This is a genomic window from Pseudaminobacter sp. Soil_N_29 (assembly GCF_057656055.1).
Genome location: NZ_JBDGLC010000001.1, coordinates 458,547 through 484,962 on the forward strand (window position 1 = coordinate 458,547; position 26,416 = coordinate 484,962).

General features: G+C 64.0%; 19 protein-coding genes, 1 tRNA gene and 1 pseudogene. 11 read left to right on the top strand and 10 right to left on the bottom strand.

All coding sequences use genetic code 11. The features are described from left to right. Positions 1 to 3 precede the first annotated feature (3 nt). Complete coding sequence (locus AC3A4H_RS02165) at positions 4 to 1,044, top strand: transglutaminase-like domain-containing protein (protein ID WP_487765219.1); 1,041 nt, start codon at positions 4 to 6, stop codon at positions 1,042 to 1,044. Here AC3A4H_RS02165 and AC3A4H_RS02170 read toward each other — a convergent pair. Beyond that, on the bottom strand, positions 1,039 to 2,706 hold the full coding sequence (locus tag AC3A4H_RS02170) for a discoidin domain-containing protein (RefSeq protein ID WP_487765220.1): 1,668 nt from the start codon (positions 2,704 to 2,706) through the stop codon (positions 1,039 to 1,041). The genes AC3A4H_RS02165 and AC3A4H_RS02170 overlap by 6 nt on opposite strands. A 33-nt stretch (positions 2,707 to 2,739) precedes the next feature. On the opposite strand from AC3A4H_RS02170, the gene AC3A4H_RS02175 reads away from it, so the two are divergent. Then, positions 2,740 to 3,069 carry a hypothetical protein gene (locus AC3A4H_RS02175; RefSeq protein ID WP_487765221.1) on the top strand — a complete coding sequence of 110 codons (330 nt, stop codon included), beginning with the start codon at positions 2,740 to 2,742 and terminating at the stop codon, positions 3,067 to 3,069. Here the strand turns inward: AC3A4H_RS02175 and AC3A4H_RS02180 are convergent. Further along, positions 3,058 to 4,194, bottom strand: a complete 1,137-nt coding sequence (locus AC3A4H_RS02180; protein WP_487765222.1) for a DUF2793 domain-containing protein — start codon at positions 4,192 to 4,194, stop codon at positions 3,058 to 3,060. The genes AC3A4H_RS02175 and AC3A4H_RS02180 overlap by 12 nt on opposite strands. Positions 4,195 to 4,370: 176 nt before the next feature. Here AC3A4H_RS02180 and AC3A4H_RS02185 point away from each other — a divergent pair, with 176 nt between their 5' ends. The 3 genes from AC3A4H_RS02185 to AC3A4H_RS02195 all read left to right on the top strand — a co-directional run bounded on the left by AC3A4H_RS02185 (position 4,371) and on the right by AC3A4H_RS02195 (position 9,670). Beyond that, entirely contained in the window at positions 4,371 to 6,503 is a 2,133-nt protein-coding gene (locus AC3A4H_RS02185) for a hypothetical protein (RefSeq protein WP_487765223.1), read from the top strand. A gap of 72 nt (positions 6,504 to 6,575) precedes the next feature. Continuing rightward, entirely contained in the window at positions 6,576 to 8,447 is a 1,872-nt protein-coding gene (asnB, locus tag AC3A4H_RS02190; protein WP_487765224.1) for an asparagine synthase (glutamine-hydrolyzing), read from the top strand. Next, entirely contained in the window at positions 8,444 to 9,670 is a 1,227-nt protein-coding gene (locus AC3A4H_RS02195) for a glycosyltransferase family 4 protein (protein ID WP_487765225.1), read from the top strand. Before asnB ends, AC3A4H_RS02195 begins: the two co-directional genes overlap by 4 nt. 28 nt (positions 9,671 to 9,698) lie before the next feature. Here AC3A4H_RS02195 and AC3A4H_RS02200 read toward each other — a convergent pair. Beyond that, positions 9,699 to 11,044, bottom strand: a pseudogene (locus AC3A4H_RS02200) (nucleotide sugar dehydrogenase). 314 nt (positions 11,045 to 11,358) lie between these two features. Between AC3A4H_RS02200 and AC3A4H_RS02205 the strand changes: the two are divergent. After that, positions 11,359 to 12,264: an MBL fold metallo-hydrolase gene (locus tag AC3A4H_RS02205; protein WP_487765226.1), complete on the top strand. Its 906-nt coding sequence runs from the start codon at positions 11,359 to 11,361 to the stop codon at positions 12,262 to 12,264. Positions 12,265 to 12,270: 6 nt separating this feature from the next. On the opposite strand, the gene AC3A4H_RS02210 is transcribed toward AC3A4H_RS02205, so the two are convergent. Together AC3A4H_RS02210 and AC3A4H_RS02215 are read right to left on the bottom strand one after the other, a co-directional pair. Next, on the bottom strand, positions 12,271 to 13,068 hold the full coding sequence (locus tag AC3A4H_RS02210) for a DUF1499 domain-containing protein (protein WP_487765227.1): 798 nt from the start codon (positions 13,066 to 13,068) through the stop codon (positions 12,271 to 12,273). A gap of 73 nt (positions 13,069 to 13,141) precedes the next feature. Continuing rightward, positions 13,142 to 14,770: a long-chain-fatty-acid--CoA ligase gene (locus AC3A4H_RS02215; protein ID WP_487765228.1), complete on the bottom strand. Its 1,629-nt coding sequence runs from the start codon at positions 14,768 to 14,770 to the stop codon at positions 13,142 to 13,144. A 229-nt stretch (positions 14,771 to 14,999) separates the two neighbouring features. On the opposite strand from AC3A4H_RS02215, the gene AC3A4H_RS02220 reads away from it, so the two are divergent. Next, positions 15,000 to 15,365: a hypothetical protein gene (locus AC3A4H_RS02220; RefSeq protein ID WP_487765229.1), complete on the top strand. Its 366-nt coding sequence runs from the start codon at positions 15,000 to 15,002 to the stop codon at positions 15,363 to 15,365. 91 nt (positions 15,366 to 15,456) lie between these two features. After that, on the top strand, positions 15,457 to 15,870 hold the full coding sequence (locus AC3A4H_RS02225) for a DUF427 domain-containing protein (protein ID WP_487765230.1): 414 nt from the start codon (positions 15,457 to 15,459) through the stop codon (positions 15,868 to 15,870). Positions 15,871 to 15,894: 24 nt separating this feature from the next. Here the strand turns inward: AC3A4H_RS02225 and AC3A4H_RS02230 are convergent, their stop codons facing one another. Together AC3A4H_RS02230 and ppdK are read right to left on the bottom strand one after the other, a co-directional pair. Then, on the bottom strand, positions 15,895 to 16,638 hold the full coding sequence (locus tag AC3A4H_RS02230) for a polysaccharide deacetylase family protein (RefSeq protein ID WP_487765877.1): 744 nt from the start codon (positions 16,636 to 16,638) through the stop codon (positions 15,895 to 15,897). Between the two features lie 85 nt (positions 16,639 to 16,723). After that, a complete protein-coding gene (gene ppdK, locus AC3A4H_RS02235; protein ID WP_487765231.1) occupies positions 16,724 to 19,399 on the bottom strand; it encodes a pyruvate, phosphate dikinase in 2,676 nt (891 codons plus the stop codon). Between the two features lie 201 nt (positions 19,400 to 19,600). Here ppdK and AC3A4H_RS02240 point away from each other — a divergent pair, with 201 nt between their 5' ends. After that, entirely contained in the window at positions 19,601 to 19,945 is a 345-nt protein-coding gene (locus tag AC3A4H_RS02240; RefSeq protein ID WP_487765232.1) for a VOC family protein, read from the top strand. A 124-nt stretch (positions 19,946 to 20,069) separates the two neighbouring features. Further along, positions 20,070 to 20,144: transfer RNA gene (locus AC3A4H_RS02245), tRNA-Gln, on the top strand. A gap of 148 nt (positions 20,145 to 20,292) precedes the next feature. Here the strand turns inward: AC3A4H_RS02245 and AC3A4H_RS02250 are convergent. Next, on the bottom strand, positions 20,293 to 21,270 hold the full coding sequence (locus AC3A4H_RS02250) for a quinone oxidoreductase family protein (RefSeq protein ID WP_487765233.1): 978 nt from the start codon (positions 21,268 to 21,270) through the stop codon (positions 20,293 to 20,295). Between the two features lie 96 nt (positions 21,271 to 21,366). On the opposite strand from AC3A4H_RS02250, the gene AC3A4H_RS02255 reads away from it, so the two are divergent. Then, positions 21,367 to 22,239: a LysR family transcriptional regulator gene (locus AC3A4H_RS02255; protein ID WP_487765234.1), complete on the top strand. Its 873-nt coding sequence runs from the start codon at positions 21,367 to 21,369 to the stop codon at positions 22,237 to 22,239. A gap of 14 nt (positions 22,240 to 22,253) precedes the next feature. Here AC3A4H_RS02255 and queF read toward each other — a convergent pair whose 3' ends face one another. Beyond that, the gene (queF, locus tag AC3A4H_RS02260; RefSeq protein ID WP_487765235.1) at positions 22,254 to 22,721 is read right to left on the bottom strand and encodes a preQ(1) synthase; all 468 of its coding nucleotides are present in this window, start codon (positions 22,719 to 22,721) and stop codon (positions 22,254 to 22,256) included. A gap of 188 nt (positions 22,722 to 22,909) precedes the next feature. Next, positions 22,910 to 26,368, bottom strand: coding sequence for a chromosome segregation protein SMC (gene smc, locus AC3A4H_RS02265; protein ID WP_487765236.1), 3,459 nt, complete (start codon positions 26,366 to 26,368; stop codon positions 22,910 to 22,912). Between the last annotated feature and the right edge of the window lie 48 nt (positions 26,369 to 26,416).

The following is a 26,416-nucleotide window of genomic DNA, read 5'->3' on the forward strand; positions in this document are numbered from 1 at the left end:
GTGATGTTTGCGCTTCTTGTCACGCCGATGTCCGGAAGCGGCCATGTGGACCCGGGGCATCAACAGCGCGCCTGCGATTATGCCGACACGGTCAAGCGCTACGCCTGTCTCATCCGCCAGGAAGCCGATGGCGCGGTCAATGCGTCCGGCAAGACCCCCGCGACCTTCTACGCCGCGCTGCAGGCGATGAACGTTGTTCAGACGCTGATCCCCAGCGGCCGATATTCGCTGTTCAAGCGCAACGAAGGCGCGAATTTCCAGACACCCGGCGCCAATGCTGCCCAGTGCCTGGAACTGGGATATGGCATTTGCGGCAATCACGTCGCCACCTTCAACACGCTGCTGGCGGAGCTAGGCATCCCCACGCGCATTGTGCAGTTCTTTTTCCCGTTTCGGGGGGAAATGCTGTCTCACATTGCCTCTGAGGTCTTGATCCGGGGCAAGTGGGTGTTTTTGGACGTTTCCAATGGCAGCATCTATCTTCGCGACAGGGAGGACCTCACGTCCTATCTTTCGATCGCGGAGATCCGCGAGCGCGGCTACGCGAACGTCCATCCGCTGCGAAACGATGTGGCCACCTGGTTTTTCAGCCGCCAGGAAACCAGCTACGACACGCTCCTGCCCATGAAGATAGAGGATGTCGATATCGTCGTGGACGGCGAAGGCTGGGTGCGAACGGATTTCGATCTGTCGGAAAGGGAGGCCGCCTCCGGCAACTCCCAACTCGGCTATATCGGCGACAATACCGCCGGCAATGGCTGGCGGCCTGCCGGCACCTATTGGAAGCAGGCGGCCGGCAGATATCGCCTCACCGTTGCTGCCGTCCAGGCCGGCTGCGAGCACGGCGCGGAACTGTGTGTCGACGGCACATGCACGCCCTTCGACGGCTCTTCGCCAGCAACCGAGCTCGAGTATGTCGCAGCGGGCGGACGCTCGGAGCTGACCGTCAGGTCCGACGACGACATCTGTTATGCAGCCATCCGCAACATTTCCATCGAGCGGACAGACCAGCGTCTGGCGCGGAGTTCGATGGAACCCTTATGAACGGTCGAAACTGCTACCGGCAGTTTGCCGCTCATAGAGCTCGAACCTTCGCAGCAGCAGGCGCTGCTGCCCCGCAAGCTTCGTCACGGTCAGCCTCACGTGTCGCGCGCGTACTGACGGAAAGTGATGGCTCTGCTCCACCGCGGCATTGTCCCGCACTTCTAGAGCCGGCCTCCATGAGTTGAACAGCCGCCTCCAACCCCCGGCCTCGGCACGGACCTCTATCCGATAGTCGACCCCGTGATTGGCCGTGCCGTACCAACGCAGATAGGCGCCCTCCAGCAGGCGCTCCGCGCCCAGGTCGAGTTCCACGAAATGCGGCAGCGGCGCAGTGTCGAGGACAGCCGCATAGTCTCCCGGCACGAAAGGGCGCAGCAGGCTTTCCGCATCGTGCGGCGCGCCGTGAAACGGCGACGAAGCCGCGATGCTGGCGCCGTGTTCAAGCTGTGCGCGGTTGATCCACGCAAGACCGCTCGGTTCAAACACCAAAGCTTCCTTTGCGAACAGGCCTTGAAATCTCTCGCGCTGCCAGTCTCCACCCAGAACATGGTCACTCAGGAGATAGTCGGCAGGATAATTATGCCTCAAAGGCTCGACGGACGCGCCGCGACGAACGGCGATCGGCAAGGAAATGATTTCCGCTCGCGGCGCTGGGACTTTTCGGTCCAGCCAATCATCGAACGACGCAACGAACGACTTGTAGCTGTACTTTTCGCTTTCGATGACGTCGCGATATGCCGTTGCAGTCAGCTCTTCCAGAAAATCGACATCCGCAAGCTTCTCGAAAACGGCGTCGATGTTCGAGAAATCGCGCTCGAGCGGGATATAGTGCCTGTCCGGCTCCAGCACGCCCGAATACGAACCTGGAAAGCAGACCAGCGCGGTGCGAAGGCGAATTGCCTCGAAGAATTTCGGCGAGATCTGCCCCATCTCCACGAAGTCGTCATGCTTCCTGAAATGCTCGTCGTAGACCTCGTCGAAAGGCTGGTGCGCCAATTCCGCCGCCTTCTCGCGCAGTGAATTATCGAAGTCGAAGATGTTGCTTCCAGATTCCGTGCCCAGCGTCGCCCGGCAGGAGCCGAGAAACTTGTACCACGAGCCATAGATCCGTTTGGCATCATCGCACTCTATGTCCACCGGCAGGCCGCGCTTGTGCGCCTCCGCCTTCACCCTCTCGCCGATGATGAATTTTTCGTGCCCCAGGCGGCCATAATGGTGGGGCAGACGCCGGCCGCGATAGCCGATCAGCGTCTTCCGCTCCAGCAGCGGCATGGCATGGCGCTCAAGCCCCGGCTCGTCGGGAACGAAGCCGGTCAGGGTCTGGATGAATTCCACGCTGGGAAACAGCGAGCGCGGATAGACCAGCTCACGGCCATGTTCAGGCACGCAGGTATAAATCGTGCCTATGCCCAGATACTCTATGCTCTTCCTCGCGCAATCCACGCCCTCATATTCGTCCTGGATGAAGAGTATCTTCTCGCCGTCGAAATCCCTTATGCGGCTGGCGATCTGGGGCGCGATGTAGCCTTCGATGGAAAGCCGGACCGAATAGTGGACGATCACCGCGTCGAAATGGTCCAGGTTCCAGACAGCGCGCTTGCCGCCGCTCAGTTCCAGCGGCCCGGTTTCCGTATATCTCCCCTCTCGCGGGTCACCCAGCACGGTCGCCGGAGCAAAGAAACAATTGTTGCGGGAATGGCTTTTGAAGGCTCGAAGGTGTTCCTCTACCGTCTTTATGAACGTGAATTTTTCGTCGTAGAAGATCAGTATGTTTTTTGGAGCGAGCGCCAGATCCGGGCTACAGCATTGGCCTCCAGCAAGTTCCTTCATAATCGCTTCGCCCCCACAACGAAGTCACGCCCCAGCTGCAGTGGACCGCCAGTTCCCGATAATAATCTTCCCTCGACGCAGAATATATTTTCAAATTTGCTTTCTGCGAGCCGAAATTTCATCGGCTCGCATTCGGCTTTTGCGGCCCTCACGGAAACCCTGGCAGCTTCTGCGCAGGCAAACTCACGCTGGTGAATCCACCAAATTGCGATCGGTAACGCGGCGCCAGTTGCTTCCGTCGCTGAAGGCAATCACCGCGCCGCCCGCCGCATCGCTCACATAGATCAGCGAGCCGGCGCCGTTTGCGCTGGCGCTGGGCAGCGCGTTCTTGCTCCAGGTGCCCACTCGCACCGCCCCATTGACCGCGAGCTGCGCGCTGGCCGCGCCGGTGTTGATGCTGATGCGTCCGTCACCGAATATGTACATCCGGTCGGTGGTGTTGGTACGCAACCTCAATTGCTTGTCGGCATAGGTGCCCAGGATCATGGTCGCACCTGTATAGGCATACATCGTGCCGCTGCCGTAGAGCTGAAAATTGAAATAGTTGTTGTTGGCGGCGAGCAACCTGAACGCGGCCGAGGCCGCGCTATCAGCATGCATATTGGCGACCGAGAACTGGCTTATACCGGCCTTGTCGTCTCGCACGGCAAGCCGGTCGGCCCCGTTCGGCTCGGTGTTGATGCCTACGGAGCCGTCGGTCGTGCTGATGGAAAGTGCCGTGGAAAACTGGCTTCCGTCGGGACTTACCTTGATGCGGAACAAGTTGTCGCCGACCAGCCCCGCCTCGGCCCGTCCCGTCCAGTTGTCGGAAAAGACCACATGGGCGCTGGCCGCCGCTCGGGCGCGGTTGATCTGGAGGCGCGCATTGCCGGAGCCGGGGGTGAGATCATCATGGGAGAACAGGACACCGTCGGACTTCACGGCCAGCCGATTGACCTCGTCGGGTGTGGTGTTGATGCCAAGCATCCCGCTGCTGGTTGTAGCAGACACGGATGTCCAACCCTCAGCTTCGTATACTTTCAGCTCGCCCATGTCGCGCACCCAGGCGCGCCATCCTTCCACGGGTGTCAGGAAGCTCCAATCCTCTCCCTCGAAGCAGGCCACCATGCCGGCCTTGCCCGCCCACTCGCCCGATGGCGACGCCGCCACGATATGCAGGTCGCCAACATTCGCCGCGGCAGGTGGCATGTTGCGGTGGTCGTCCAGGACGGCCAGGTGCATCAGCGTGTCTATAAGTGCCAGCGCTTCATTGTGCGTGACATGCTTCTGCGCCTGGCTTGGCATTATCATCGGCAGTTTCAGTTTGCTCGTCGTTTCCATTCGCGCGCTCCAAGTGCCTCATTTGCGGAACATTCGGAGACGAAGTATAAGTCGGGCGAAAACAGCGTTGATAAAACATCACTACACATCAACAAACATGAAGCCTGGAATGCGCTAGAAACAGACTATCGGCCTTGCGGTAACGAGTTCCTTTCCGATCTACTTGAGGGAATTTCATGCGACCCAAGCCTGTTTTCGGCTCAAGGCCGTTCGGAAAGCGGGACGCACGGCTCCTGCTGGTCGCGTATTTCGACCCGAACGGAATTGGCGCCATTCCTCAGGGCATCGCGGCGTGGCAGGCGCTCAGCCGGCATGAAATCATCCTCCTGAACCTTTGGCCTGGCCGCGCCGGGGCCATGCGCCTGCCTCAGGCGCTGGATTTCGACGAATTCGACGGCGTCGTCATTCACCCCACCATCAGCTATTCCCCGGCATCTCTCGATGTGCTCGACATCGGGTTGAAAACGCGCTTGCCCGCGTTCGACGGCGTCAAGGTTCTGATGAAGCAGGACGAGCAGGTTCTGGCCGGCCTCCTGCCCCGGCTGGTCAGGGAAAAAGGCTTCGACATCGTCTTGACCTGTCTGCCGGCCGCCGAGCAGGAAAAGGTCTATCCCCGCTCGCTCATAGGACAATGCACGTTGCAGCAGGTGCTGACCGGCTATGTCTCGCCGGAAATGCGCGGCGGCTTTCCCGCGCACAAGCGCGACATCCAGCTCAGCTACCGCGGCTCGATCCAGCCCCTCGCCTTCGGGCGGCTCGGCTACGAAAAGCGGGGCATCGGCTACGACATGGCCAAAGCCGTGTCCGCGGTGCCCGGCATTCGCTTCGACATTTCGAGCCGCTGGGAAGACCGTCTTTCAGGCGACGAATGGGAGAGCTTTCTGGCGCGTTCGGGCGTGGTGCTCGGCGTCGAGTCAGGCTCCAACATCTTCGACTTCGACGGCAGCGTGGCGCGCTGGTGCGGCGAATATGAGCGCCGCCACAAGGGCGAAGACGCAACCTCGCATGCCTATTATCGCACCGCCCATGACGAATTCCTGCACGCATTCGAAGGAAATGTGAACTATGCCCAGATTGCTCCCCGCCATTTCGAAGCCGCCGCGGCTGGTGCGGCGCAAATGCTCTACGACGGCGAATATTCCGGCATCTTCGTGCCGGGACGGCACTTCTTCCCGCTTCGTCAGGATCTTGCCAATATCGATGCGGCCATCGATTTCATTCGCGACGACTCCGCCCAGCGCCTCATGGCGGAGCGCTCTTGCGAAGAGATCATTCTCGATCCGAAAAACTGGGCCGAAACATTCGTTTCCAGCGTCGATGACCTGATCGACGCCAAGCTCGTCGAGAAGGGCCACAGGCGATCGGGCACCTCGCCATCGAAGCCGCGCCAGCGCCCGGTTGCCTATCTTCTGGCCTCCGGCGATTGCCCATCGCCGCGCGCCCGCCATTTCGCCGCCTCGCTCGCTGAAACGCATGAAGTGGTCGTCATCGCCGCCGGCGGCGAGCCGGGCGAGGCTGGCGTTCGGACCTCTCTCGAGCGCGAAACCGACGGCGTCGTTCTGCTCAAGGTGAGCCGCACCAGCCACGACGCCAGCTGGCTTCCATCCTCCTCGCAACTGCGGCAAGGCCGCCATTCCGTGGCGCGCGCCCTGCTTGCCAGCCTTGTCGGTTATTCGGCCGCGCCGGCTGGGGTTCTCAACGAACGGCTCGGCGCGCACATCGCCGCCGCAAGCGAGATGGAGCGCTTCCGGTCCCTTTGCACCGACCTGGTCAACGTCAACGCAACGCTTCTCGGTGCCGTCGAAAACCTTGGCGCGCCCGACATGGTCATCGCCTCGGGATTTGAAACCCTGTTTGCAGCGGTCGCCAGCGGCGAGTTGCACGGGCCGAGGGTCGTCTTCGATGCGGAAGAATCCTGGCCCTGTTCCTACACGGATTTCCAGCATTGGGAGATCGAGTTCTGGACGGCTCTGGAGGCCAATCTCGCCAAACTCGCGGACATATGCCTGGCCGCAACCCCGCAACTGGCGCATCAGATGGGCCGCGAATACGCAGTGACCTTCCATAGCCTCATTGCCCCGGTTCTCGAGACCTGTCGAAAATCTCCCCTGCGCTCTGCCGGCGGGCGCCCGGATTTTCGCTGGATTGAGACGCCTCGAGGCCCTTCCCCGCAATCGGCGCGAACCGTCCTCCTCCCGCCCGCAGAGATTTTCGGTGGCTACGCGCCTGATCAGAAAGATTTTCAGAATCTCGTTTCGGCGGCACGCCGTGCACGTCATCGGCTTTCCCGCGTCGTGCGAAGGGCCTGAACATGGCCATCCACAGCTACCCGTCCCCGTCTGGAAAATCCGCGCCGGAAGCGCCCCGTTCCGAGGTATCGCATGGGCTCGATCGCAGCCGTTTTCAGCCATCAGCCCGAAAGCCTTTCCGGCATCGGCAAGATGACCGCAGCCCAGGCCCACGAGAGCTCCGCCGATGGCTATGCCCTCATCGGCACGGGGCCACGAATGGACCGGCACTCTCCACCGCCGCCCGCGCCGGGCGATTTCCTCGCCTTGGGCCACGTGCGACTGTCTGTTCTGGACAAGTCCGAACTGCCTCACCCGATGGCCTCGCCCGACGGCTCCTGCTGGATCGTATTCGACGGCGAAATCTACAACCTCGCAGAGTTGCGTAGCGAGCTTGAGGCGCTGGGCGCGCGCGACCTGACGGGAACCTGCGCCGAGGTAGTGATCGCGGCCTACCAATCTTGGGGCACCGATTGCTTCCGCCGGTTCAACGGCACGTGGGCGCTTGCGCTGTGGGACCAGCGCAAGGCACGCTTCGTGCTCTCGCGCGATAGGCTCGGCATCAAGCCGCTTCACTATATGCGCTGCCCCGGGGGCTGGATGTTCGCCTCGGAAATCAAGGGCCTGCTGGCCACCTGTCGCGAAAAGCCGCGGATGGACGCGGCCTTGGCCTTGGATTTCCTGGAACTCGCGGCCGTGAACCACACCGACGACACGCTGTTCGAAGGCATCAAGTCGTTTCCGCCAGGCAGCTATGCCGTGCTTCACTCCCCGTCCGACGAGGTGACGCCGGCAAAATTCTGGAGCCTGGAGGACCATCCGCCAGAAGGCTTGCCCTCCACGTTTTCAGAAGCCTGCGAGCACTTTTCTCATCTCTTGCAAGATGCGGTGCGCCTGCGGCTGGGGCGCGCGGCCCGGCTCGGCGCCTGCCTTTCCGGCGGTCTCGATTCATCGGCAATCGTCTGCCAGGCGCGCGCGCAGGCTGGCGACGCGCTGGACTGCTTCACGGCCGGCTCGGAAAGCCCGAAGCTGGACGAACGCCACTGGGCCCGGATGGTCAGCGATCGCACCGACTCTCGCGCTCACCCGGTTCTACCCACTGCGAAAGCCTTTTCCGACGCGCTCGAAGCGCTCATCTGGCATCAGGAAGAGCCTTTCGCCTCCTCCAGCGTGTTCGCCCAGTGGCTTATGATGGCGAAGGCACGCGAGACGGGCGTGGATGTCCTGCTGGTTGGCCAGGGCGCCGACGAGATCCTCTGCGGATACCGCAAATACGTCGTCTTCCGTCTTCGCGAGCTATTGCGGACCGGCCGTTATCACCATTTCCTGGCCGAACTTCTCGGCCTCGCTTTCCGGGGAGATCGCGGAACCTGGGATTGGCGCAGCGGCAGGCGCCATCTGTCCGGCCGGCTGCTGCCGCGAAGCAAAGCCCTTGCGTTCCTGCCCCCTGCCGATGCCGGGTCGTTGCCTTCGCCTCGCCCGAGTGCAGGCCGCATCCAGGACCGACAAATCCTGGATGTCACCGCGCTCAGCCTGCCCTCGCTCTTGCGATACCAGGATCGGAATGCCCGCGCCTTCGGCGTGGAAACCCGCGCTCCCTTCCTCGATCATCGCCTTGTGAAATGGTGCGTTGCCCTGCCGTCGGAGTTCAAGCTCGCCGGAGGGCGAACGAAGAGGCTGCTACGCCACGCTGTTGAGGGGCAAATACCGCAAGCCATCATCGACCGCCGCGACAAGATCGGCTTCGCCACCGATCAGGACGCCTGGATCAGGGGACCGATGGCTGCCGCGTTCCGCTCGACCTTCGGAGCCCTCCCGCCAGCACTCCGCAACCTGGTGGATCAGACTGCGCTGACCGCCGAATTCGATCGTTATCTCGCCGGCAGGTCGGCGCTTGGTCATCAGGAATTCTTTCGCGTCTTCATCCTGGCCCGCTGGGTCGAACGCATGGGGGTCGGGTCATGAAGATCGTGATGCTCGCTCACTTCGCCGGCTCGCCCGTGCACGGCATGGTCTATGGGCACTATTATCTGGCCCGCGAATGGATAAGGGCGGGGCACGAAGTCACGATCGTCAGCGCCAGCTTTTCCCACGTTCGTGCGCAACAGCCCGTTGCTCGCGGCCGCGGCGGCGAGGAAATCATCGACGGGATCCGCTACATCTGGCTTCCCACGCCATCCTACCGGCCCGAACAAACCGCCCTGCGCGTGCTCAACCTGCTCGCATTTTCGCTTCGCAGCTGGCTTGCGTGCACGCGGATCGGGCCGGCCGATCTCGTCGTCTGCTCCTCGCATCACCCCTTTGCCATCCATGCCGCCCTGCGGCTCGCCCGCCGCTGGCGCGCCCGCCTCGTGTTCGAAGTGCGCGATCTATGGCCTCTGACGCTGATCGAGTTGGGCCGGGCCTCGACAAAACACCCTCTCATTCGTGCGATGCAATGGTCGGAGGACCGCGCCTACCGCCACGCCGACACGGTCGTCTCCGTGCTGCCGAACGCCAGGGACTACATGGTTGGCCGGGGCATGGCCCCCGAAAAGTTCGTCCATGTGCCAAACGGCATTCCCCTCGGGGCCGCGCACGAGGAACTTCCTCTACCTCAGGGGCATATCCGCGAGATCGAGCGGCAAAGAGCCCTTGGCAGGATGCTCGTCGGCTATGCCGGTCGCATCGGCGAAGCCAATGCCTTGTTCGACCTCGCCGATGCCATGACCCGCATCGACGACAAGGCCTTGGCCGTGCTGCTGACGGGCCATGGCCAGCATGCCGAGGCGCTGCGCGCCCATGTGCAGGGGCTCGGTCTGGGTGATCGGTTCGCGCTGCTCGATCCGGTGGCGAAGTCCCAGGTGCCCGACTTTCTGCAGCGCGTCGATGTCGCCTATATCGGATTACGCAAAAGCCCGTTGTTCCGGCATGGCGTAAGCCCCAACAAGCTCAACGACTACATGCTCGCCGGCAAGCCGATCGTCTGCGCCATCGACACGCCGGAAAATCCGGTCGAGCTCAGCGGGTCGGGCCTCGTCTGCCCACCCGAAGACCCTGAAGCCATTGCGCTCGCGCTGTCGGCCATGCTGGAGATGTCACCGCAGGAGCGGGCCGGTCTTGGCGCCAGAGGCCGCTCTTGGCTTCTCGAACATCGCGATAGCCGCGTGCTGGCGCAGCGGTTTCTGGAAGCCGCCATGAACGGGTAGTCTCGGCGCAGCCGCGCACCGCGCGGTTCTAAGCCTTGACGATGTTGTCGCCCCACACGCCGTGGCGTTCGCAGGCGTTGCGGGTATCGATCACGATCTTGCTGTTTTCGACGATTTCGCGATAGCCGACATTGTCGTGGTCGGTCGCAATCAGCGCGAGGTCATAGTTGGCAAAGCAGGCCGCGCCCCCGGCCTGCGACTGCCGCCCGGTGAACTCGGGATGTTCCCGCGTCACCGGGATGGACGGGATATAGGGGTCGAAATAGTCCACCGTCGCGCCGTAGCGCTCCAGCAGTTCGATCAGCTTCAGCCCGGGGCTCTCGCGCATGTCGTCCACGTTCTTCTTGTAGGCCAGTCCGACCAGCAGCACCCGGGCGCCGTTCAGCCCTTTGGAAAAGCGCATGTTCAGGGTATCCGCGCACACCGCAACGACATGCTGTGGCATGCTTGTGTTGATCTGGCCGGCAAGTTCGATGAAGCGCGTAGGCATGTCATATTCGCGCGCCTTCCAACTCAGATAGAACGGATCTATGGGTATGCAGTGGCCACCAAGGCCCGGCCCCGGATAGAACGGCATGTAGCCGAAGGGCTTCGTCTTGGCCGCCTCTACCACCTCCCAGATGTCGATACCCATCGCACCGAAGATGAGCTTCAGCTCATTGACCAGCGCGATATTGACGGAGCGGAAGATGTTCTCCGTGATCTTGACCGCTTCGGCCGTTGCTGCCGAAGAGACCGAAATCACTTCCGAAACCACACTGCCGTAAAAAGCCAGGGCAAGCTCTCTGGCCATGTCATCCATTCCTCCGACCACCTTCGGAATGGAATAGGTGTCGAATTCCGGATTTCCGGGATCCTCCCGTTCGGGACTGAAGGCGACGAAAAAGTCCGATCCGCACTTCAGGCCGCTTTTTTCAAGCGCCGGCACAAGCATCTCCGCTGTCGTGCCCGGATAGGTCGTCGATTCCAGAATGATCAGTTGACCCCGCCTCATATGCGGGACGATCGACGCTGCCGTTTTCGCCACATAGGAAAGGTCCGGCTCGCGGTATTTCGTCAGCGGCGTCGGCACGCAGATGACAATGGCATGCGCCTGCGAAAGGGCTGCGAAGTTCACTGTACAAAAGAAGGACTTCGATCGGATTTTCTTGACGAAATAACGCCCATCGATGTGCCTGATGTAATCCTGTCCTGCCCGCAGCATTCGAATTTTCTCGCGATCGACATCCACGCCGATCACCTTGAAACCTGCCTCCATGATGGCTCGCGCCAGGGGCAGGCCTACATAGCCGAGAGGCCGACGACGCCAATGGTCCCGCGCTTGTTTTCAAATGTGGCGAAAAGTTCTTCACCGCAATTAACAATTGCGTCCACAGAAACATCCCCCAACTCGGTGGCATCCCCGAATTTAACGCTCAGACACCCACAATAAACAGGAGTTATATACTTAAAATATTATTCCTGTACATGGAAAACGAGATGTACAACTGTATTGATGGGGCTTCTCTCGCGCCGCACCGCTCTCGGGCAAGGCGAACGGGCGGGGCCGTGATTGAATTTGCCACCGCGCCCCCCATGTCTGTCGAGGTTGGCCGATCTGGCCGGCCGGGTTTGCCTACATCGGCCGGCGTGCTAAGCGGCAAACGGATTTGGCGGTTTGCATGCGGAAGGCGAGGCAGGTTTCGACGATGTCCCTGGAATTCGACACAAAGTTCGAGCCGGCCTATGGCGAGGCCGTGCCGATCGCCAAGGGCGTGGCGCGCCTGACCGTGAACAATCCCAGCGCCTTCACCTTCCACGGCACCAACAGCTACATCGTCGGGCATGACACGCTGGCCGTCATCGATCCCGGCCCGGAAGACGACGCCCATTTCGATGCGTTGCTGCGGGCCATCGCAGGACGCCCCGTCAGCCATATCTTCGTCAGCCATACGCATCGGGATCATTCCCCGCTTGCCGCGCGGCTCGCACGGCGTACCGGCGCGGTCGTCGCGGCCGAGGGGCCGCATCGCCCGGCGCGCCCGCTGCGGATCGGCGAGATCAATCCGCTCGACGCCAGCGCCGAGACGGATTTCGCGCCCGAGCTGACACTCAAGGATGGCGACGTTATCGAGGGCGACGGCTGGCGCATCGGCACGGTGCTGACGCCGGGCCACGCCGCCAACCATGCGGCGTTCTCGCTGGAAGGTACCGGCATCCTGTTCTCCGCCGACCATGTCATGGCATGGGCCACCTCCATCGTGGCGCCTCCGGACGGCGCAATGGCCGACTACATGGCCTCGCTCGACCGGCTGCTGGAGCGCGACGACCGGGTGTTCTTCCCGGGCCATGGCGGCCCGGTCACCAAGCCGCGATCATTCCTGCGCGGCCTCAAGGCACACCGGAAGATGCGCGAGCGCGCCATCGTGGAGAGGCTGAGGTCGGGTGACCGCACCATCGCCGAGATGGTCGGCGCGATCTACCGCGACACCGATCCGCGCCTGCACGGCGCCGCAGCACTCTCGGTTCTGGCGCATCTGGAAGATCTGGTCGGGCGCGGTGCGGCCATCACCGATGGCACCGTGTCCATCGACGCGCATTTTTCGCCGGCCTGATCCCCACTAATTGCTGTCGGGCGGGGCTTCGCCGCTCTGCGTCGCCACCTCCGCATCCAGGTCCTGCAGGAATTGATTGATCCGCGCCACGTTGTTGCCGAAATCGTGCCGCCCGTATCGCGAGGCCGAGCGCATGTCGACATAGGTCGTCTCGCCTTCGTCCACCAACCGGATGGAAACGTCGACCGGGAAAGCCAGCACCCACGTATATGCCAGCGCCTCTATCGTTATCTCGCTCTCGTCGTCCGGGTCCGCGGTTGGTCCGAACAGTTTCCAGTTGGTGCGCGATAGCACCGACTCCACCGCGTCCAGCGTGCGATCGAGCGGCAGGTCGTAGCGCCGGCCCGTCACGTGCGGGTATTTTTCCGATTGCAGCTTGCGCTGCTCGGCCGTAGGCGGGGCCACCGGGTTCATGCCGCGCGAGCGCGTCTTGGCCGCAATCGTCAGCGCCGGCGGGTCCTCCGGGTCCGTCGAAATGTCGTTGAGCTCGGGGTAGGCAAAGGCGCAATAGCCGTAGAACAGGAAGGGCGCCAGCACGGCAAGCCCCACCACCGCGCCGAAGGTCAGATCCCCTCCGCCGCGGTCGCCATCGTTCCACACATGCGGAAAGGCGAAGAACGCCAGCAGCAGCGCGAAAGTGGCCAGCACCGCCACAAGGGCGAGCACGCACAGGAAGGCCACGGTTTCCAGCAGGGCATAGCGGTGGGCAAGCCCGGCGATGATGAACAGCAGCGCAGAGAACACTGCCAGGCGCCGCGACCATCCGGCCATCCGCGATATCTTCTCTTCCAGATAGGCCACCATGTCGCCGCGCCGCAGGAGCTCCGTTTTTCACTGCGGAATCCTTAGAAGCTTTTGGCCTCCGGCAGAAGCCCGCTCAGTCGGAGGGCAACCGGTATTCGCCGAATTGCCTGCGCAGGACAGTCTTCTGGATCTTGCCTGTCGCCGTATGCGGGATTTCCTCCACGAAGGCTATGTCGTCCGGCAACCACCACTTGGCGATCTTGCCTTCCATGAAGCCGAGAATGTCGGCCTTGGCCGGCTCCTTGCCCGGCTTGCGCACCACTACCAGCAGCGGCCGCTGGTCCCACTTTTCGTGCCGCACGCCGATCACCGCCGCCTCCGCCACATCGGGGTGGCCGACGGCCAGGTTCTCCAGTTCGATGGTCGAGATCCATTCGCCGCCCGACTTGATCACGTCCTTGGCCCGGTCGGTGATCTGCATGTAGCCGTTGGCATCTATGTGGGCGACATCGCCGGTATCGAACCAGCCCTCCTCGTCGAACTGCTCGGCACCCGCGCCGCCGTAATAGGCCCGCGCCACCGCCGGCCCACGCACCTTGAGGCGGCCGAAGGTCTTGCCGTCCCAGGGCAGGTCCCGGTTGTTGTCGTCGGTCACCTTCATCTCCACGCCAAATGGCGCATGCCCCTGCTTGGCCTTCAGGTCCAGCAGCTCCTCGCCCTCCAGCCCTGCGCAATCCGGCTTCAGCGTGGCCAGGGTGCCCAGCGGGGACATTTCGGTCATGCCCCAGGCATGGATGACCTCCACGCCATAGGTCTGCTCGAACTTGCGCGTCATCGCGCGCGGGCAGGCCGCGCCGCCGATCACCACCTTCTTCAGATAAGGCAGCTTCTTTCCGGTCTCCTCCAGATGCTGGAGCAGCATCAGCCACACCGTGGGCACGGCGGCGGTAAAGGTCACCTTCTCTGTGTCGAGCAGTTCGTAGATCGAGGCGCCGTCCATGCGCGGGCCCGGCATCACCAGCTTCGCGCCGATCATCGGCCCGATCTGGGCAAGGCCCCAGGCATTGGCGTGGAACATCGGCACCACCGGCAGGATCACATCGCGCGAGGAAATGCCCATCGCATCGGGCATGGCGGCCATCATCGCGTGAATCACGTTCGAGCGGTGGCTGTAGAGCACCCCTTTCGGCTCGCCGGTCGTGCCCGAGGTATAGCACATGCCGGCGGCCGTGTTTTCGTCGAACTCCCGCCAGCGGAAGTCGCCATCCGCCTCGGCCAGCCATTCCTCGTAAGCCACCGCGTTTGGCAGCGAGGTCGGCGGCATATGGGCGGCATCGGTCAGCACGATTACCCGCCGCAGGCTCGGCACCGATGCGGCAATCTTCTCCGCCAGCGGCAGGAAGGTGAGATCGACGAACAGCGCCTTGTCCTCGGCGTGGTTCATGATCCAGGCGATCTGCTCGGGAAACAGGCGCGGGTTGAGCGTGTGATAGACCGCGCCCATGCCCATGATGCCGTACCACGCCTCGATGTGGCGCGCCGTATTCCAGGCAAGGGTAGCGATGCGGTCGCCCGGCCCGAAGCCGTCGCGCTCAAGACGCTGGGCCAGTTTCAGCGCGCGCAGGCGGACCTCCGCATAGGTGGTGCGGACAATCGGTCCTTCGACCGAACGCGAGACGACTTCACGATGCGGATGCTGGATCCCGGCATGATCGAGAATCTTGTGGCAGAGCAGCGGCCATTCCTGCATCAGTCCAAGCATTGCTATCCTCCTCCCGATGTCGTTTTCCCGGCATTGTGGAACGAAAAGCAGTATTGTCCAATACCTCCTTCCGTTACGTCAATTGATCTTGCGCCAGTGCTTCTGATCCGTCAGTCTCGGTACTTGTCGGGTCGGTGGCCGGAAACAGTCAATCGTCACAATCCGGCCATTCTCGTTCCCGATTTTCCCGCTAGCGGAAGTGCCATCTTTGAAGGAACAGGGGCTCCGCATGAAAGAGCAATCTGGCGCTGAGAGCAGGTCGGAAATTGATTCCGACGCTTCCGGGAACGCGATCGAACTTGCCACCAAGGCCGGCGACGTTTCCGATCAGGATTTCGAGACAGTCGTTCGCGGCGCGCTCGATGCGGTCGGCGGCGTGCTGATGTTCAAGCTGCGCATCGACGAACCGGACGAACCGCATTATGCGGCGGCCGCTTACGTCGGCGAAGGCGAGAGCCGCCAGTTCCTGATCCTCATCCTTCCGGTGGCGGGCGGCCATCTTCGTGTCGAGACGGTGGCCGGGAGCAAGAGCCCTATCGCCGGCATCGTGGCTGCCTATGCCGGGCTGGCGGAAGCGCTCACCCACGCCGCCTGAACGGCACCTGAGAGAGCCTGCGCGCATCGGCATGGCGCGGAACGGAAACTCGGCATGCGCGTTTGTTTGTCCGGACCGCAGGAGGCTTGCCATGGTAACAGTCGCCCCACCCGCACCCGGATTTCGGCGCAACCCGAACTACCACATCACCGTGAGGCGCTTTTCGGGAACCGTCGTCGTCAGCTTTGCCGGCGCGGTCATCGCTTCCACCACGGCCGCGAAGGTGCTGCGTGAGGAAAGGCATCAGCCGGTCTATTACATCCCCTTCCGCGACATCTATTTCGAGTTTCTGACCCGCAGCGACATGCGCACCCATAACGCCTACAAGGGCGAGGCCGTGCACTGGAACGTCGCGGCCTCGGGCGAAGCGGAAGACGACGTCATGTGGTCCTACGATGCGCCCTACGACGAATTGAAGGCGATCATGAACCACGGCGCCTTCGACCCGAACAAGGTCCGGGTGGACGTCCTGGCAGCCGCGAAAGGCTGGCATCCGCAAGCGTGAGGTGACGGCTGGCCGCCAAGGCCGTCAATCGGTGGTGTCGTTCGTGCCCACGCCGTCCGCGTCATCCAGGCGCACGAAGGTCACGCCCCTCGCCTTGAGTTCCAGAAGCCCTTTCACCAGCCCCTCGCCGGCAGCGTGGGTGGGCTGATTGATGTGGGCGATGATGACGTCGCCATCCTTGGCGGCCGCCACGCGCCGCGCCGTTTCCCTTGCGCTCAGCAGCGATCCGCCGTCGCCGTTGATGGAATAGCCGGCGATCTTGAAGCCGGCCTTGCGTATCAGCGCGATCGCGGACGGGCTGTATTGGGCGGTGGCGCCGCGAAACCATTTCGCCGCCGGGCCGCCGGCCTCCGCAAGTGCTGCCGCACCTCCCTCCACCTCCGCCAGCACGGCTTCGGCGCTCCCCGCGCTGCTGATGCCATAGATCTTGCGCGGCGTATCCACCGCCGGAATGTGGTGTCCGCCGTGGTTTTCCAGCTCAAACAGCTCGGGGTGCGAACGCATTATCTCCAGCGCGGCGGCATTGCGCCTGAGCCAGGTGCCGGTGACGAAGATAGTCGCCGGAATCCGGTTCTCGACCAGCGCCGAGAGTATTCGTCCGTCAGTCCTGCCGCCGCAGGCGTCAAGCGTCAGAGCTACGCGTGGCACATCGGCATCCTCATGCGGTTTGAGGCGCAGAGTCGGCTCCAGCAAAGGCACCGCGTGGCCGGCGGAAGCCGCCGAGAGGAGGAGCCCTGCGGCGAGGAAGGATTTCAGCAACAGGCGCATGGCAGTCAATTTCAGGCTTTCGGCGGCCTATCCCCAACGCCCGCATCTGGGCGAAAATCGGGACGGCCGCCGCAGCATGCTTGCCTCAGGCGCCCTTTCGCGAGTTTTTGACCGCAGCCTGCGCCGCCGCCAGCCGCGCGATAGGCACGCGGAACGGCGAGCAGGAAACATAATCGAGGCCCACTTCCTCACAGAAGTGGATCGAGCGCGGGTCGCCGCCGTGCTCGCCGCAGATGCCGAGCTTGATCTGCGGCCGTGCCGACCTGCCGCGTTCGGCGCCGATGCGCACCAGTTCGCCCACGCCCTCGATGTCGAGCGACACGAACGGGTCCTGCTCGATGATGCCCTTCTGGCGATAGGTCTCTAGGAAGGACGCCGCATCGTCGCGCGAGATGCCGAAGGTGGTCTGCGTCAGGTCGTTGGTGCCGAAGGAGAAGAACTCGGCGGTCTCGGCGATCAGATGGGCCCGGATCGCCGCGCGCGGCAGCTCGATCATCGTGCCGGTCAGGTATTCCACCTTCACGCCGGTCTCTTCCATGACGCTCTTGGCCACCGCGTCGATGCGCGCCTTCACGAAGTCGAACTCCTTGGCCAGGCCCACCAGCGGCACCATGATTTCCGGCACCACCGGATTGCCTGTCGCCTTGCCAGCTTCCACCGCCGCCTCGAAGATGGCGCGCGCCTGCATTTCGGCGATTTCCGGATAGGAAACCGCCAGGCGGCAGCCGCGATGGCCGAGCATCGGGTTGAACTCGTGCAGCAGCTCGGTGCGGTGGCGCAACTTTTCGGGCGACACATCCATCGCGGCCGCAACCTCGGCGATCTCCTCGTCCGTCTTGGGCAGGAACTCGTGCAGCGGCGGGTCGAGCAGGCGGATGGTGACCGGCAGGCCGGCCATGATCTCGAACAGCTCGGTAAAGTCCGAACGCTGCATCGGCAGAAGCTTGCCAAGCGCTGTGCGGCGGCCCTTCTCCGTGTCGGAGAGGATCATCTCGCGCATGGCCAGGATGCGCTCACCCTCGAAGAACATGTGTTCGGTGCGGCACAGGCCGATGCCTTCGGCGCCGAATGAGCGCGCCATGCGGGCGTCTGCCGGGGTTTCGGCATTGGTGCGCACCTTCATGCGCCTGATGCTGTCGGCCCACTCCATGATCGCGGCGAAGTCGCCGGAGAGCTCGGGCTGCAGCATCGGCACCGCGCCCTTCAGTACCTGGCCGGTGCCGCCGTCGATGGTGACGATGTCGCCCTTGTGGAAGGTGGTGCCCATCGCCGTCATGGTGCCGGCCTTGTAGTCCACGCGCAGCGAGCCCGCACCCGAAACGCAGGGCTTGCCCATGCCGCGCGCCACCACGGCGGCGTGGCTGGTCATGCCGCCGCGCGTCGTCAGGATGCCTTCGGCCGCATGCATGCCGTGAATGTCTTCCGGGCTGGTCTCGATGCGCACCAGGATGACCTTCTTGCCGATGGCGCGCATTTCCTCCGCCTCGTTGGAGGAGAAGACAATCTCGCCGGTCGCTGCCCCCGGCGACGCCGGCAGGCCGATGGCGATGACATTGCGCTCGGCCTTGGGGTCGATGGTCGGGTGCAGAAGCTGGTCGAGAGAGGCAGGGTCGATACGCGTCACCGCTTCGTCCTTGCTGATCAGCCCTTCCGCCGCCATGTCCACCGCGATCTTCAGCGCCGCCTTTGCGGTGCGCTTGCCCGAGCGGGTCTGCAGCATCCACAGCTTGCCGCGCTCGATGGTGAATTCCAGATCCTGCATGTCGCGGTAGTGCTTTTCCAGCCGCTCCGAGATCTCCATGAAGGACGCGAAGGCTGCAGGCATCAGCTTCTGCAGCGACGGCTTGTCGGAGCCCGCCCCGATGCGCGCGGCCTCGGTGATGTTCTGCGGCGTCCGGATGCCGGCCACCACGTCCTCGCCCTGCGCATTCACAAGGAACTCGCCATAGAGCACGTTCTCGCCGGTGGACGGATTGCGCGTGAAGGCAACGCCCGTGGCCGAGCTGTCGCCCATATTGCCGAACACCATGGCCTGCACATTGACCGCCGTGCCCCAGCTTTCGGGAATGTCATGCAGGCGGCGATAGGTGATGGCGCGGTGGTTCATCCAGCTGGAGAACACGGCGCCAATGGCGCCCCACAGCTGTTCCTTCGGGTCCTGCGGGAACGGCGTGCCCAGCTCTTCCTCGACCTTGGCCTTGTAGAGCACGATCACGTCCTGCCACTCTTCAGCCGACAGCTCCGTGTCGAGCTCGTGGCCCAGGCGTGCCTTCTCTTCCTGCAGGATTTCCTCGAACACCTCATGGTCGAGGCCCATGACTACGTCCGAATACATCTGGATGAAGCGCCGGTAGCTGTCATAGGCAAAGCGCGCATCGCCCGAATCGGCGGCCAGCGCCTCGACCGTCCCGTCGTTCAGGCCGAGGTTGAGCACCGTGTCCATCATGCCCGGCATTGAAGCGCGCGCCCCCGAGCGGACGGAAACCAGCAGCAGCTTTTCGGGGTCGCCAAAGTTGCGTCCGGTGATCCGGCCGATATGGTCGAGTGCTGCGCCCACCTGCCCTTCCAGCCCGGCGGGATAGGTGCGGCCATTGGCGTAGAAGGCGTTGCAGACTTCCGTGGTGATGGTGAATCCGGGCGGCACCGGCAGGCCAAGGCTGCACATCTCCGCCAGGTTGGCGCCCTTGCCGCCCAGCAGATTCTTGTCGCCGGCTCGCCCTTCGGCAGCGCCATCTCCAAAGGTGTACACCCACTTGGTCATGCTCGTTCCTCGCCATTCGACCGCGGCGGCCTGCGTATGTCCGCGGCTCCTATGTTCGCGAAGCGTTAAATTGCTGCGCTGCGAAAGGCAACATGTGCTTCGCCCCGATCAACTCCTACAATCGATTAAGGAAAGCTCTTGTCCAAAGGCTTGTGCGCCCCGCACAAATTGCCTAGAACATAACGAGAACACGAGGACACCATGAAACACACCGGAAAGTTGGACTATCTGGAACTGCCGGCCACCGGCGGCACGCTGGACAGCGTCAAGGCGTTTTACGCCGCCGCCTTCTCCTGGACCTTCACCGATTACGGCCCGACCTATTCGGCCTTCGACGAGGGTCTCGAAGGCGGTTTCGACGCCGACGCGGCGGGCGCCGTCGCGAAACCGCTGCCGGTTCTATATTCGGAAAATCTGGAGGAAACGCTTGCCGCGGTGCAGGACGCCGGCGGCAACATCGTGCGGCCGATCTTTTCCTTCCCCGGCGGCCGCCGCTTCCACTTCACTGACCCGGCCGGCAACGAGCTGGCGGTGTGGGGGCCATGAACCGATGGCCTCAGTTCCGGCAGGCTCACCACGCCTGCCGCGCCAAAATTTGCGGCCGCGAGATTGTGCTTTTCGATCGCACTGAATATAAGCCGCACTGACTCGACTCGAACGCGTCGACTATTGGGGCGTAGCCAAGCGGTAAGGCAGCGGTTTTTGGTACCGCCATTCCCTGGTTCGAATCCAGGCGCCCCAGCCACTCCCATTTCTGCATATATTTGCGTGACTGAAGAAGGTCCTTATGAGTGGGGTCCTGCCCCCGCTGATGACGACCACACTTGGTCGGCCGGATGCGGCGATGAGCGGAGACATTTTGTCACCTATCGCGAGGGAGGATCGCCAACAAATCAGGCAGCGAGCAGGATTGAACCGGTCGTGCGCCGGGCTTCGAGATCCCGGTGGGCCTCCGCAGCGTCGGCCAAGGGGTAAACGGCGCCCACGGATGCTCTGATCTGGCCTTGCTCCAGCCGCGACAGGAAGGCTGTCGCAGCAGTGCGATAGGTTTCCACTTCCGTCATGTAGCCGAACACGCTTGGCCTGGAGAGCGAAAGCGAGCGGCGCGGACCAAGCTGCGCCACCTCGATGGGCGGGATCGGTCCGCCAGCCTGACCGACGCTTGCCACAGTGCCGAACGAACGCACGGCATCGAAGGTCTTGAGCAGCGTCGGGCCGCCGATGCCATCATAAGCCACATCGACACCGCGACCGTCGGTGATCTCCCTGACAGCGGAGACGAAATCGACGTTCCGGTAGAGGATCGGGTGATCGAGGCCTGCAGCGCTTGCGATCTCGGCCTTTTCCTCGTTGCCGACAGTGCCGATCACGGTGGCGCCCAGGAGCTTCGCCCACTGGGTCAAGACGAGGCCCAACCCTCCCGCAGCGGCATGAACCAGAATTGTGGCGCCCGGGCCGACCGGATAGATGCGGTGAAGCAACATATGAGCCGTGACACCGCGCAGCATGGCGCCGGCCGCGCTCTGCTCCTGGACCGCCGGTGGCAGGCGAAGGAGGCGGTCAGCCGGGATCAGCCGCGCCGCCGCATAGGCCCCGACCGGAAGAGCCGTATAGGCTACGCGGTCGCCGACACGTACGGAATCCACATCCGGGCCAACGGCTTCGACCGTTCCAGCGCCCTCGACGCCAAGGACGGCCGGGATTTGCGGAAGCGGATACAGACCAGTGCGATGATAAACGTCGACATAGTTTACACCGGCGAAGGACTGGCGAACGAGCACCTCGCCACGGCCGGGAGCGCGAAGCTCGATCTCCTCGAGTCGCAGGGCATCGGCGGCCCCGACTTCATGAATTCGAACAACTTTGGTCATTTCTGATCTCCGGATTTGAGGAAATGCAGTCTGGCCTGAGATCGGCTTGGCTGTTATTCGGAATTTTCGCCATGTGTCTGGGGATTTTTGCGCAACGTGGACTGGGATGACCTCAGATTCTTCGCCGAACTGGCCCGCACCGGGAGCCTGTCGGCGGCTGCCCGCACCCTCCGGGTAGACCATTCCACCGTGGCGCGGCGCATCGCCTCGCTTGAGGGTGCGCTCGGCATTCGTCTCCTCGACCGCCTGCCGCGCGGCTATGAGCTCACGCCGGAGGGCGAGCATGTGCGGGAGCAGGTGGAGCGCCTGGAGGAAGACGTGTTTGCGCTCCAGCGCGTCGCGCAAGGGCGCGGGTCCGGATTGTCGGGAACGGTTCGGGTCAGCGCGCCGCCGGCATTCGCCAGCCTGTTTCTGTCACCGCGCCTGGGGCTGTTGCGCCAGCGGCATCCCGACATCGTCCTCGAACTGTCCGGGACCAATGTTTCGATAAGCCTCACGCGCCGCGAGGCGGACATCGCCCTGCGCCTGACGCGGCCGGAGGGCTCATCTCTTGTCACCCGCAAGGTCGCTACGGCTGGCTACGGCCTCTTCGCCTCGCGTGACTATGCGAGCGGGCGGGATGCGGAAACGATGGACCTGCTCGGCTATGACGAGAGTCTGGAGCATGTGCCTCAGCAGCAATGGCTGCGCCTGTTCGCCCATGGGCGGCCGTTTGTCTTTTGCACCAGTGATCTCGTCGGACTGTCTTCCGCGGTCAAGGCAGGATTGGGGGCCGCGGTCCTCCCGTTCTTCATCACCGGCGGAGACGAGCGTTTTGTTTGCATGGAGCGGAAGAGCGTGCCCTCCCGCGATATCTGGCTTTTGGTTCACGAGGATGTAAGGCGCTCGCCTCGGGTTCGTGCCGTGATGGACGTCCTGATCGAGATTCTCGGACGCGAACGGGCGTTGCTGGAAGGCGACGAGGCGTGAGCGCCTTGGCGGCTTCACCCCCGCCCGCGATAGGCTGGGACGCCCTGTTCCGGGATCCAGACATCGGCCGGCGCCGCCCCGGTCTGATAGAACACGTCGATGGGAATCCCGCCGCGCGGATACCAGTAGCCGCCGATCCTCAGCCATTCGGGCTCCAGGCATTCAACGAGCCGCCTGCCAATCGTCACGGTGCAATCCTCATGGAAGGCTCCATGGTTGCGGAAGGAAGTGAGAAACAGTTTCAGGGACTTGCTTTCGACCAGCCACTCGCCGGGAATGTAGTCGATCACCAGATGTGCGAAGTCGGGCTGGCCCGTCATCGGGCAGAGCGAGGTGAATTCGGGTGCGGTGAAGCGGACGCAGTAGCGCACGCCCGCCTGCGGATTGCGCACCCGCTCCAGCACGGCCTGTTCGGGGCTGGCGGGAATTCGCGTTTCTTTGCCGAGTTGCGTGAGTTCTGAGTAGACGTTGGATTGCGACAAGGTGAGTGCCTTTCCGATGAGGCCCCCAACGCAGTCACACCGCAAGGGTTGCGATGTGCGATCTCGGTGTCCTTGTTTTGACCGGGTAGGCTGCGACCGGGGGCAGTTATGCCAAGGGCTGTCAGTTACCAGTTGGCTGCGCCGAGGTAAAGAATTTGGGACACCGAACCTCGCGCAAGGCGCGGCGCTCAGCTCGCCTCGCGCATACGCTCGGCTGCCTGCAGATCCACCGAAACCAGCTGGCTCACGCCCTGCTCGGCCATGGTCACGCCGAACAGGCGGTTCATCCGCGCCATGGTGATGGGGTTGTGGGTGATGATGACGAAGCGCGTCTCGGTGGTGCGCGCCATCTCGTCCATCAGGTTGCAGAAGCGCTCGACATTGTGGTCGTCGAGCGGCGCGTCCACCTCGTCCAGCACGCAGATCGGCGCCGGGTTGGTGAGGAACACCGCAAAGATCAGCGCCATGGCCGTCAATGCCTGCTCGCCGCCCGAAAGCAGCGTCATGGTCTGCGGCTTCTTGCCGGGCGGGCGGGCGAGGATTTCGAGTCCTGCCTCCAGCGGATCGTCCGATTCGATCAGTTGCAGTTCGGCCGTGCCGCCGCCAAAAAGATGGGTGAACAGCCGCTGGAATTCGACGTTAACCTTGTCAAACGCGGCCAGCAGCCGCTCGCGGCCCTCGCGATTGAGGCTCTGGATCGCCTGGCGCAGCTTCCGGATCGCCTCGATCACGTCGTCGCGCTCGGAGACGATCGCTTCATGGCGCTCGGAAAGCTCGCGCTGCTCTTCCTCCGCGCGCAAATTGACCGCCCCCAGCCGCTCGCGCTCGATCTTGAGCCGCTCCAACCGGCGTTCCACCTCGCCCGTGTCGGGCAGAGGGTCGTCGGGCTCCAGGCCGGTGTGGCGAATGACCAGATGCGGCGCGGTGTTCAGCGCTTCATGAATGCGCGCCTCGATCTCCTTGCGGCGGTCGTCGGCGGCGGTCAGGCGCTCCTCGGCGCGGCCGCGTGCCTCGCGCGCCTCCGAAAGGCCCTGGATGGCTTCGGTCGCGGCCCTGTCCAGAACCGATTGCCGGTTTTCCGCCTCCTGCAGCCGATCGGCGGCTTCCTTGCGCTCGGCCTCCGCCTTCGAAAGCTGAGACATCAGGCTGCGCCGGCGCTCGTCGATCTCGTCGGGCGCGTCGATCAGCCTTTCGCGCTCCTCGGCGGCTTCGGCCTGCCGCTCATGCAGCGACGCGATGTGGACCGCCGCGTTCTCGGCGCGTAGCGTCCAGTTGCGCCGCTCCAGCCCAATCGATTCCAGCCGTCGTGCGCGCGCATCCGCCTCGCGCCTCAGCCCGTCATGCACGGCGCGCGCATCGGCAACCGCTGCGCGGTCGCGCGCGACGCGGGCGGCCGCCTCGTCGAGCCGTGCCTGCAACTCGCTGAGGTCCGGCGCATCGGCCAGCATTTCCTCCGCCTCGATACAGGCCGCGGCGGCTTCCTCGTGGTCTGCCTCGATGCGGGCGCGCGCCTCGTCCAGCGCGGCGCGGCGGCTGGAAAGCTCGCCGGCGGCCTTCTCAGCCTTGGCCAAGGCGTCGCGCGCCTGGTCGAGCGCATGCTGCGCATCGCGCCACGCCTGGCGCGACTGGCGCTCCTCGTCGATGCGCTGGCGCACGGCGGCTTCCGCCTCGGCGAGCGCCTTTTCGGCCACGCGCACTTTGTCTGCGGCCTCAACCGCCTCGTCTTCAAGTTCCGCCAGCCGGTTTTTCTGGGCCAGGCGCAGCGCGGCGGCGGTGGGCGCATCGGCGCTCGCGGTAAAACCGTCCCAGCGCCACAGCGCGCCGTCGCGGCTCACCAGCCGCTGTCCCGGCGCCAGCAGCGCCTGCAGGCGCGGCCCCTCGCCCGGCTCGACGATGCCGATCTGCGCCAGGCGTCGCGCAAGCTGTCTTGGCGCACGGACAACGGTCGCCAGGCTCTGCACGCCATCCAGCAGGGCCGGATCGCTCACGGCGGCCTCGCTGTCGCCCCAATGCACCGGCGCTGCCGGATCGAGCGGCACGTCGAGGTCTTCGCCGAGGGCCGCCCCAAGCGCGGTCTCGAAGCCGCGCTCGACGCTGATCTGTTCCAGCACGGCCGGGAAGCCGTCGCTGCTTGTCGCGTTAAGTATCTTGGCAAGCGTCCGCGCCTCGGTCTCCACCTGCGCCAGCGCCGCCCGTGCCTCCTGCAGCGGCGGGCGCGCGGCGGCCTCGGCAGCACGGGCTTCGCCAACCATGCGCTCGGCCTCGCCGGCACCCAGCTCCGCCTCTTCAAGGGCGGCCTGGGCCTCGTCGGCCAAAAACTTCTTTTCGGCCGGATCGGCAAGCCCGGCGATGCGCGCCGCGATCTCCGAAACCTCGCGGTCGACCTCTGCCAGCTGTCGCGCGAAGCGGTCGCGGCGTTCGGCGGTTTCGCGCAGCGCGCGCTCGAACTGGGTGCGCGAGGCCGCCGCCTCCGCCCGCTCGGCAGTCAGCTTGGAAAGCGCCGCTTCGCTCTGCTGAAGCATCGCGGTCGCCTCCTCGAGTGCGGCGCGCGTCGCGGCCTCGCGCTCGTCCGCACCGTCGTTTTCGGCTCTCAGCGTCTCTTCTTCCTCGGCCAGCCGGGCGAGGATGTCGCCATTGTCTCGAACCAGCTGCTCCTCGCGGGCGATATCGGCGTCGAGCTGTTGCAGCCGCCGCTCGATCTCGGCCTGGCGCGCGCGCACGCGGCCGGCCTCTTCCTCGATCTGGGTGCGGGCGATGGTCAGCCGCTGGAAGATTGCCCCGGCAGCGGCTTCCGCCTCGCGCAGTTCCGGAAGGCGGTGGGCGCCGATCGCCTGTTCCTTGGCCGCCGCCATCTGGGCGGCGGCGCGCTCGCCCACCAGCGAGGTGGCTGTGGCAAGCGCGGAGCGCGCCTCGCCTTCCTGCGCCTTGGCCTGCGTCCAGCGCAGGTGCAGCAGCGTTGCTTCCGCCTTGCGGATGTCGGCCGACAGGTTCTTGAAGCGCGAGGCCTGCCGCGCCTGCCGCTTCAGGCTCTCGATCTGGCTTTCCAGCTCGCCCACCACATCGTCGAGGCGTTCGAGATTCTGTTCCGCTCCGCGCAGGCGCAGCTCCGCCTCATGACGGCGGGTGTGCAGGCCCGAAATTCCGGCCGCCTCTTCCAGAAGCGCCCGGCGCGCCTGCGGCTTGGCCTGGATCAGCTCGCCGATGCGCCCCTGCCCCACCATCGAGGGCGAGCGCGCGCCAGTCGACTGGTCGGCAAACAGAAGCTGCACATCCTTGGCGCGCGCTTCCTTGCCGTTGATGCGGTAGACCGAGCCGGCCTCGCGCTCGATACGGCGCGAAACCTGCAGCTCGTCGGCATCGTTGAAAGCCGGCGGCGCGGTGCGGTCGGTGTTGTCGAGAAAAAGCGTGACTTCGGCGGTGTTGCGCGCGGGCCGGTTGCCGGAGCCGGAAAAGATCACGTCGTCCATGCCCGAGGCGCGCATGTTCTTGTATGAGCTTTCGCCCATAACCCAGCGCAGCGCCTCGACCAGATTGGATTTGCCGCAGCCGTTCGGGCCCACGATGCCTGTGAGGCCGCGTTCGATCACGAACTCACCTGGCTCGACGAATGACTTGAAACCGAGAAGCCGCAGGCGGGAAAACTTCATGGGCGCGGCCCCGCGACCGCAGGCGTGCCGGAGCGCACGCGCCCCGGC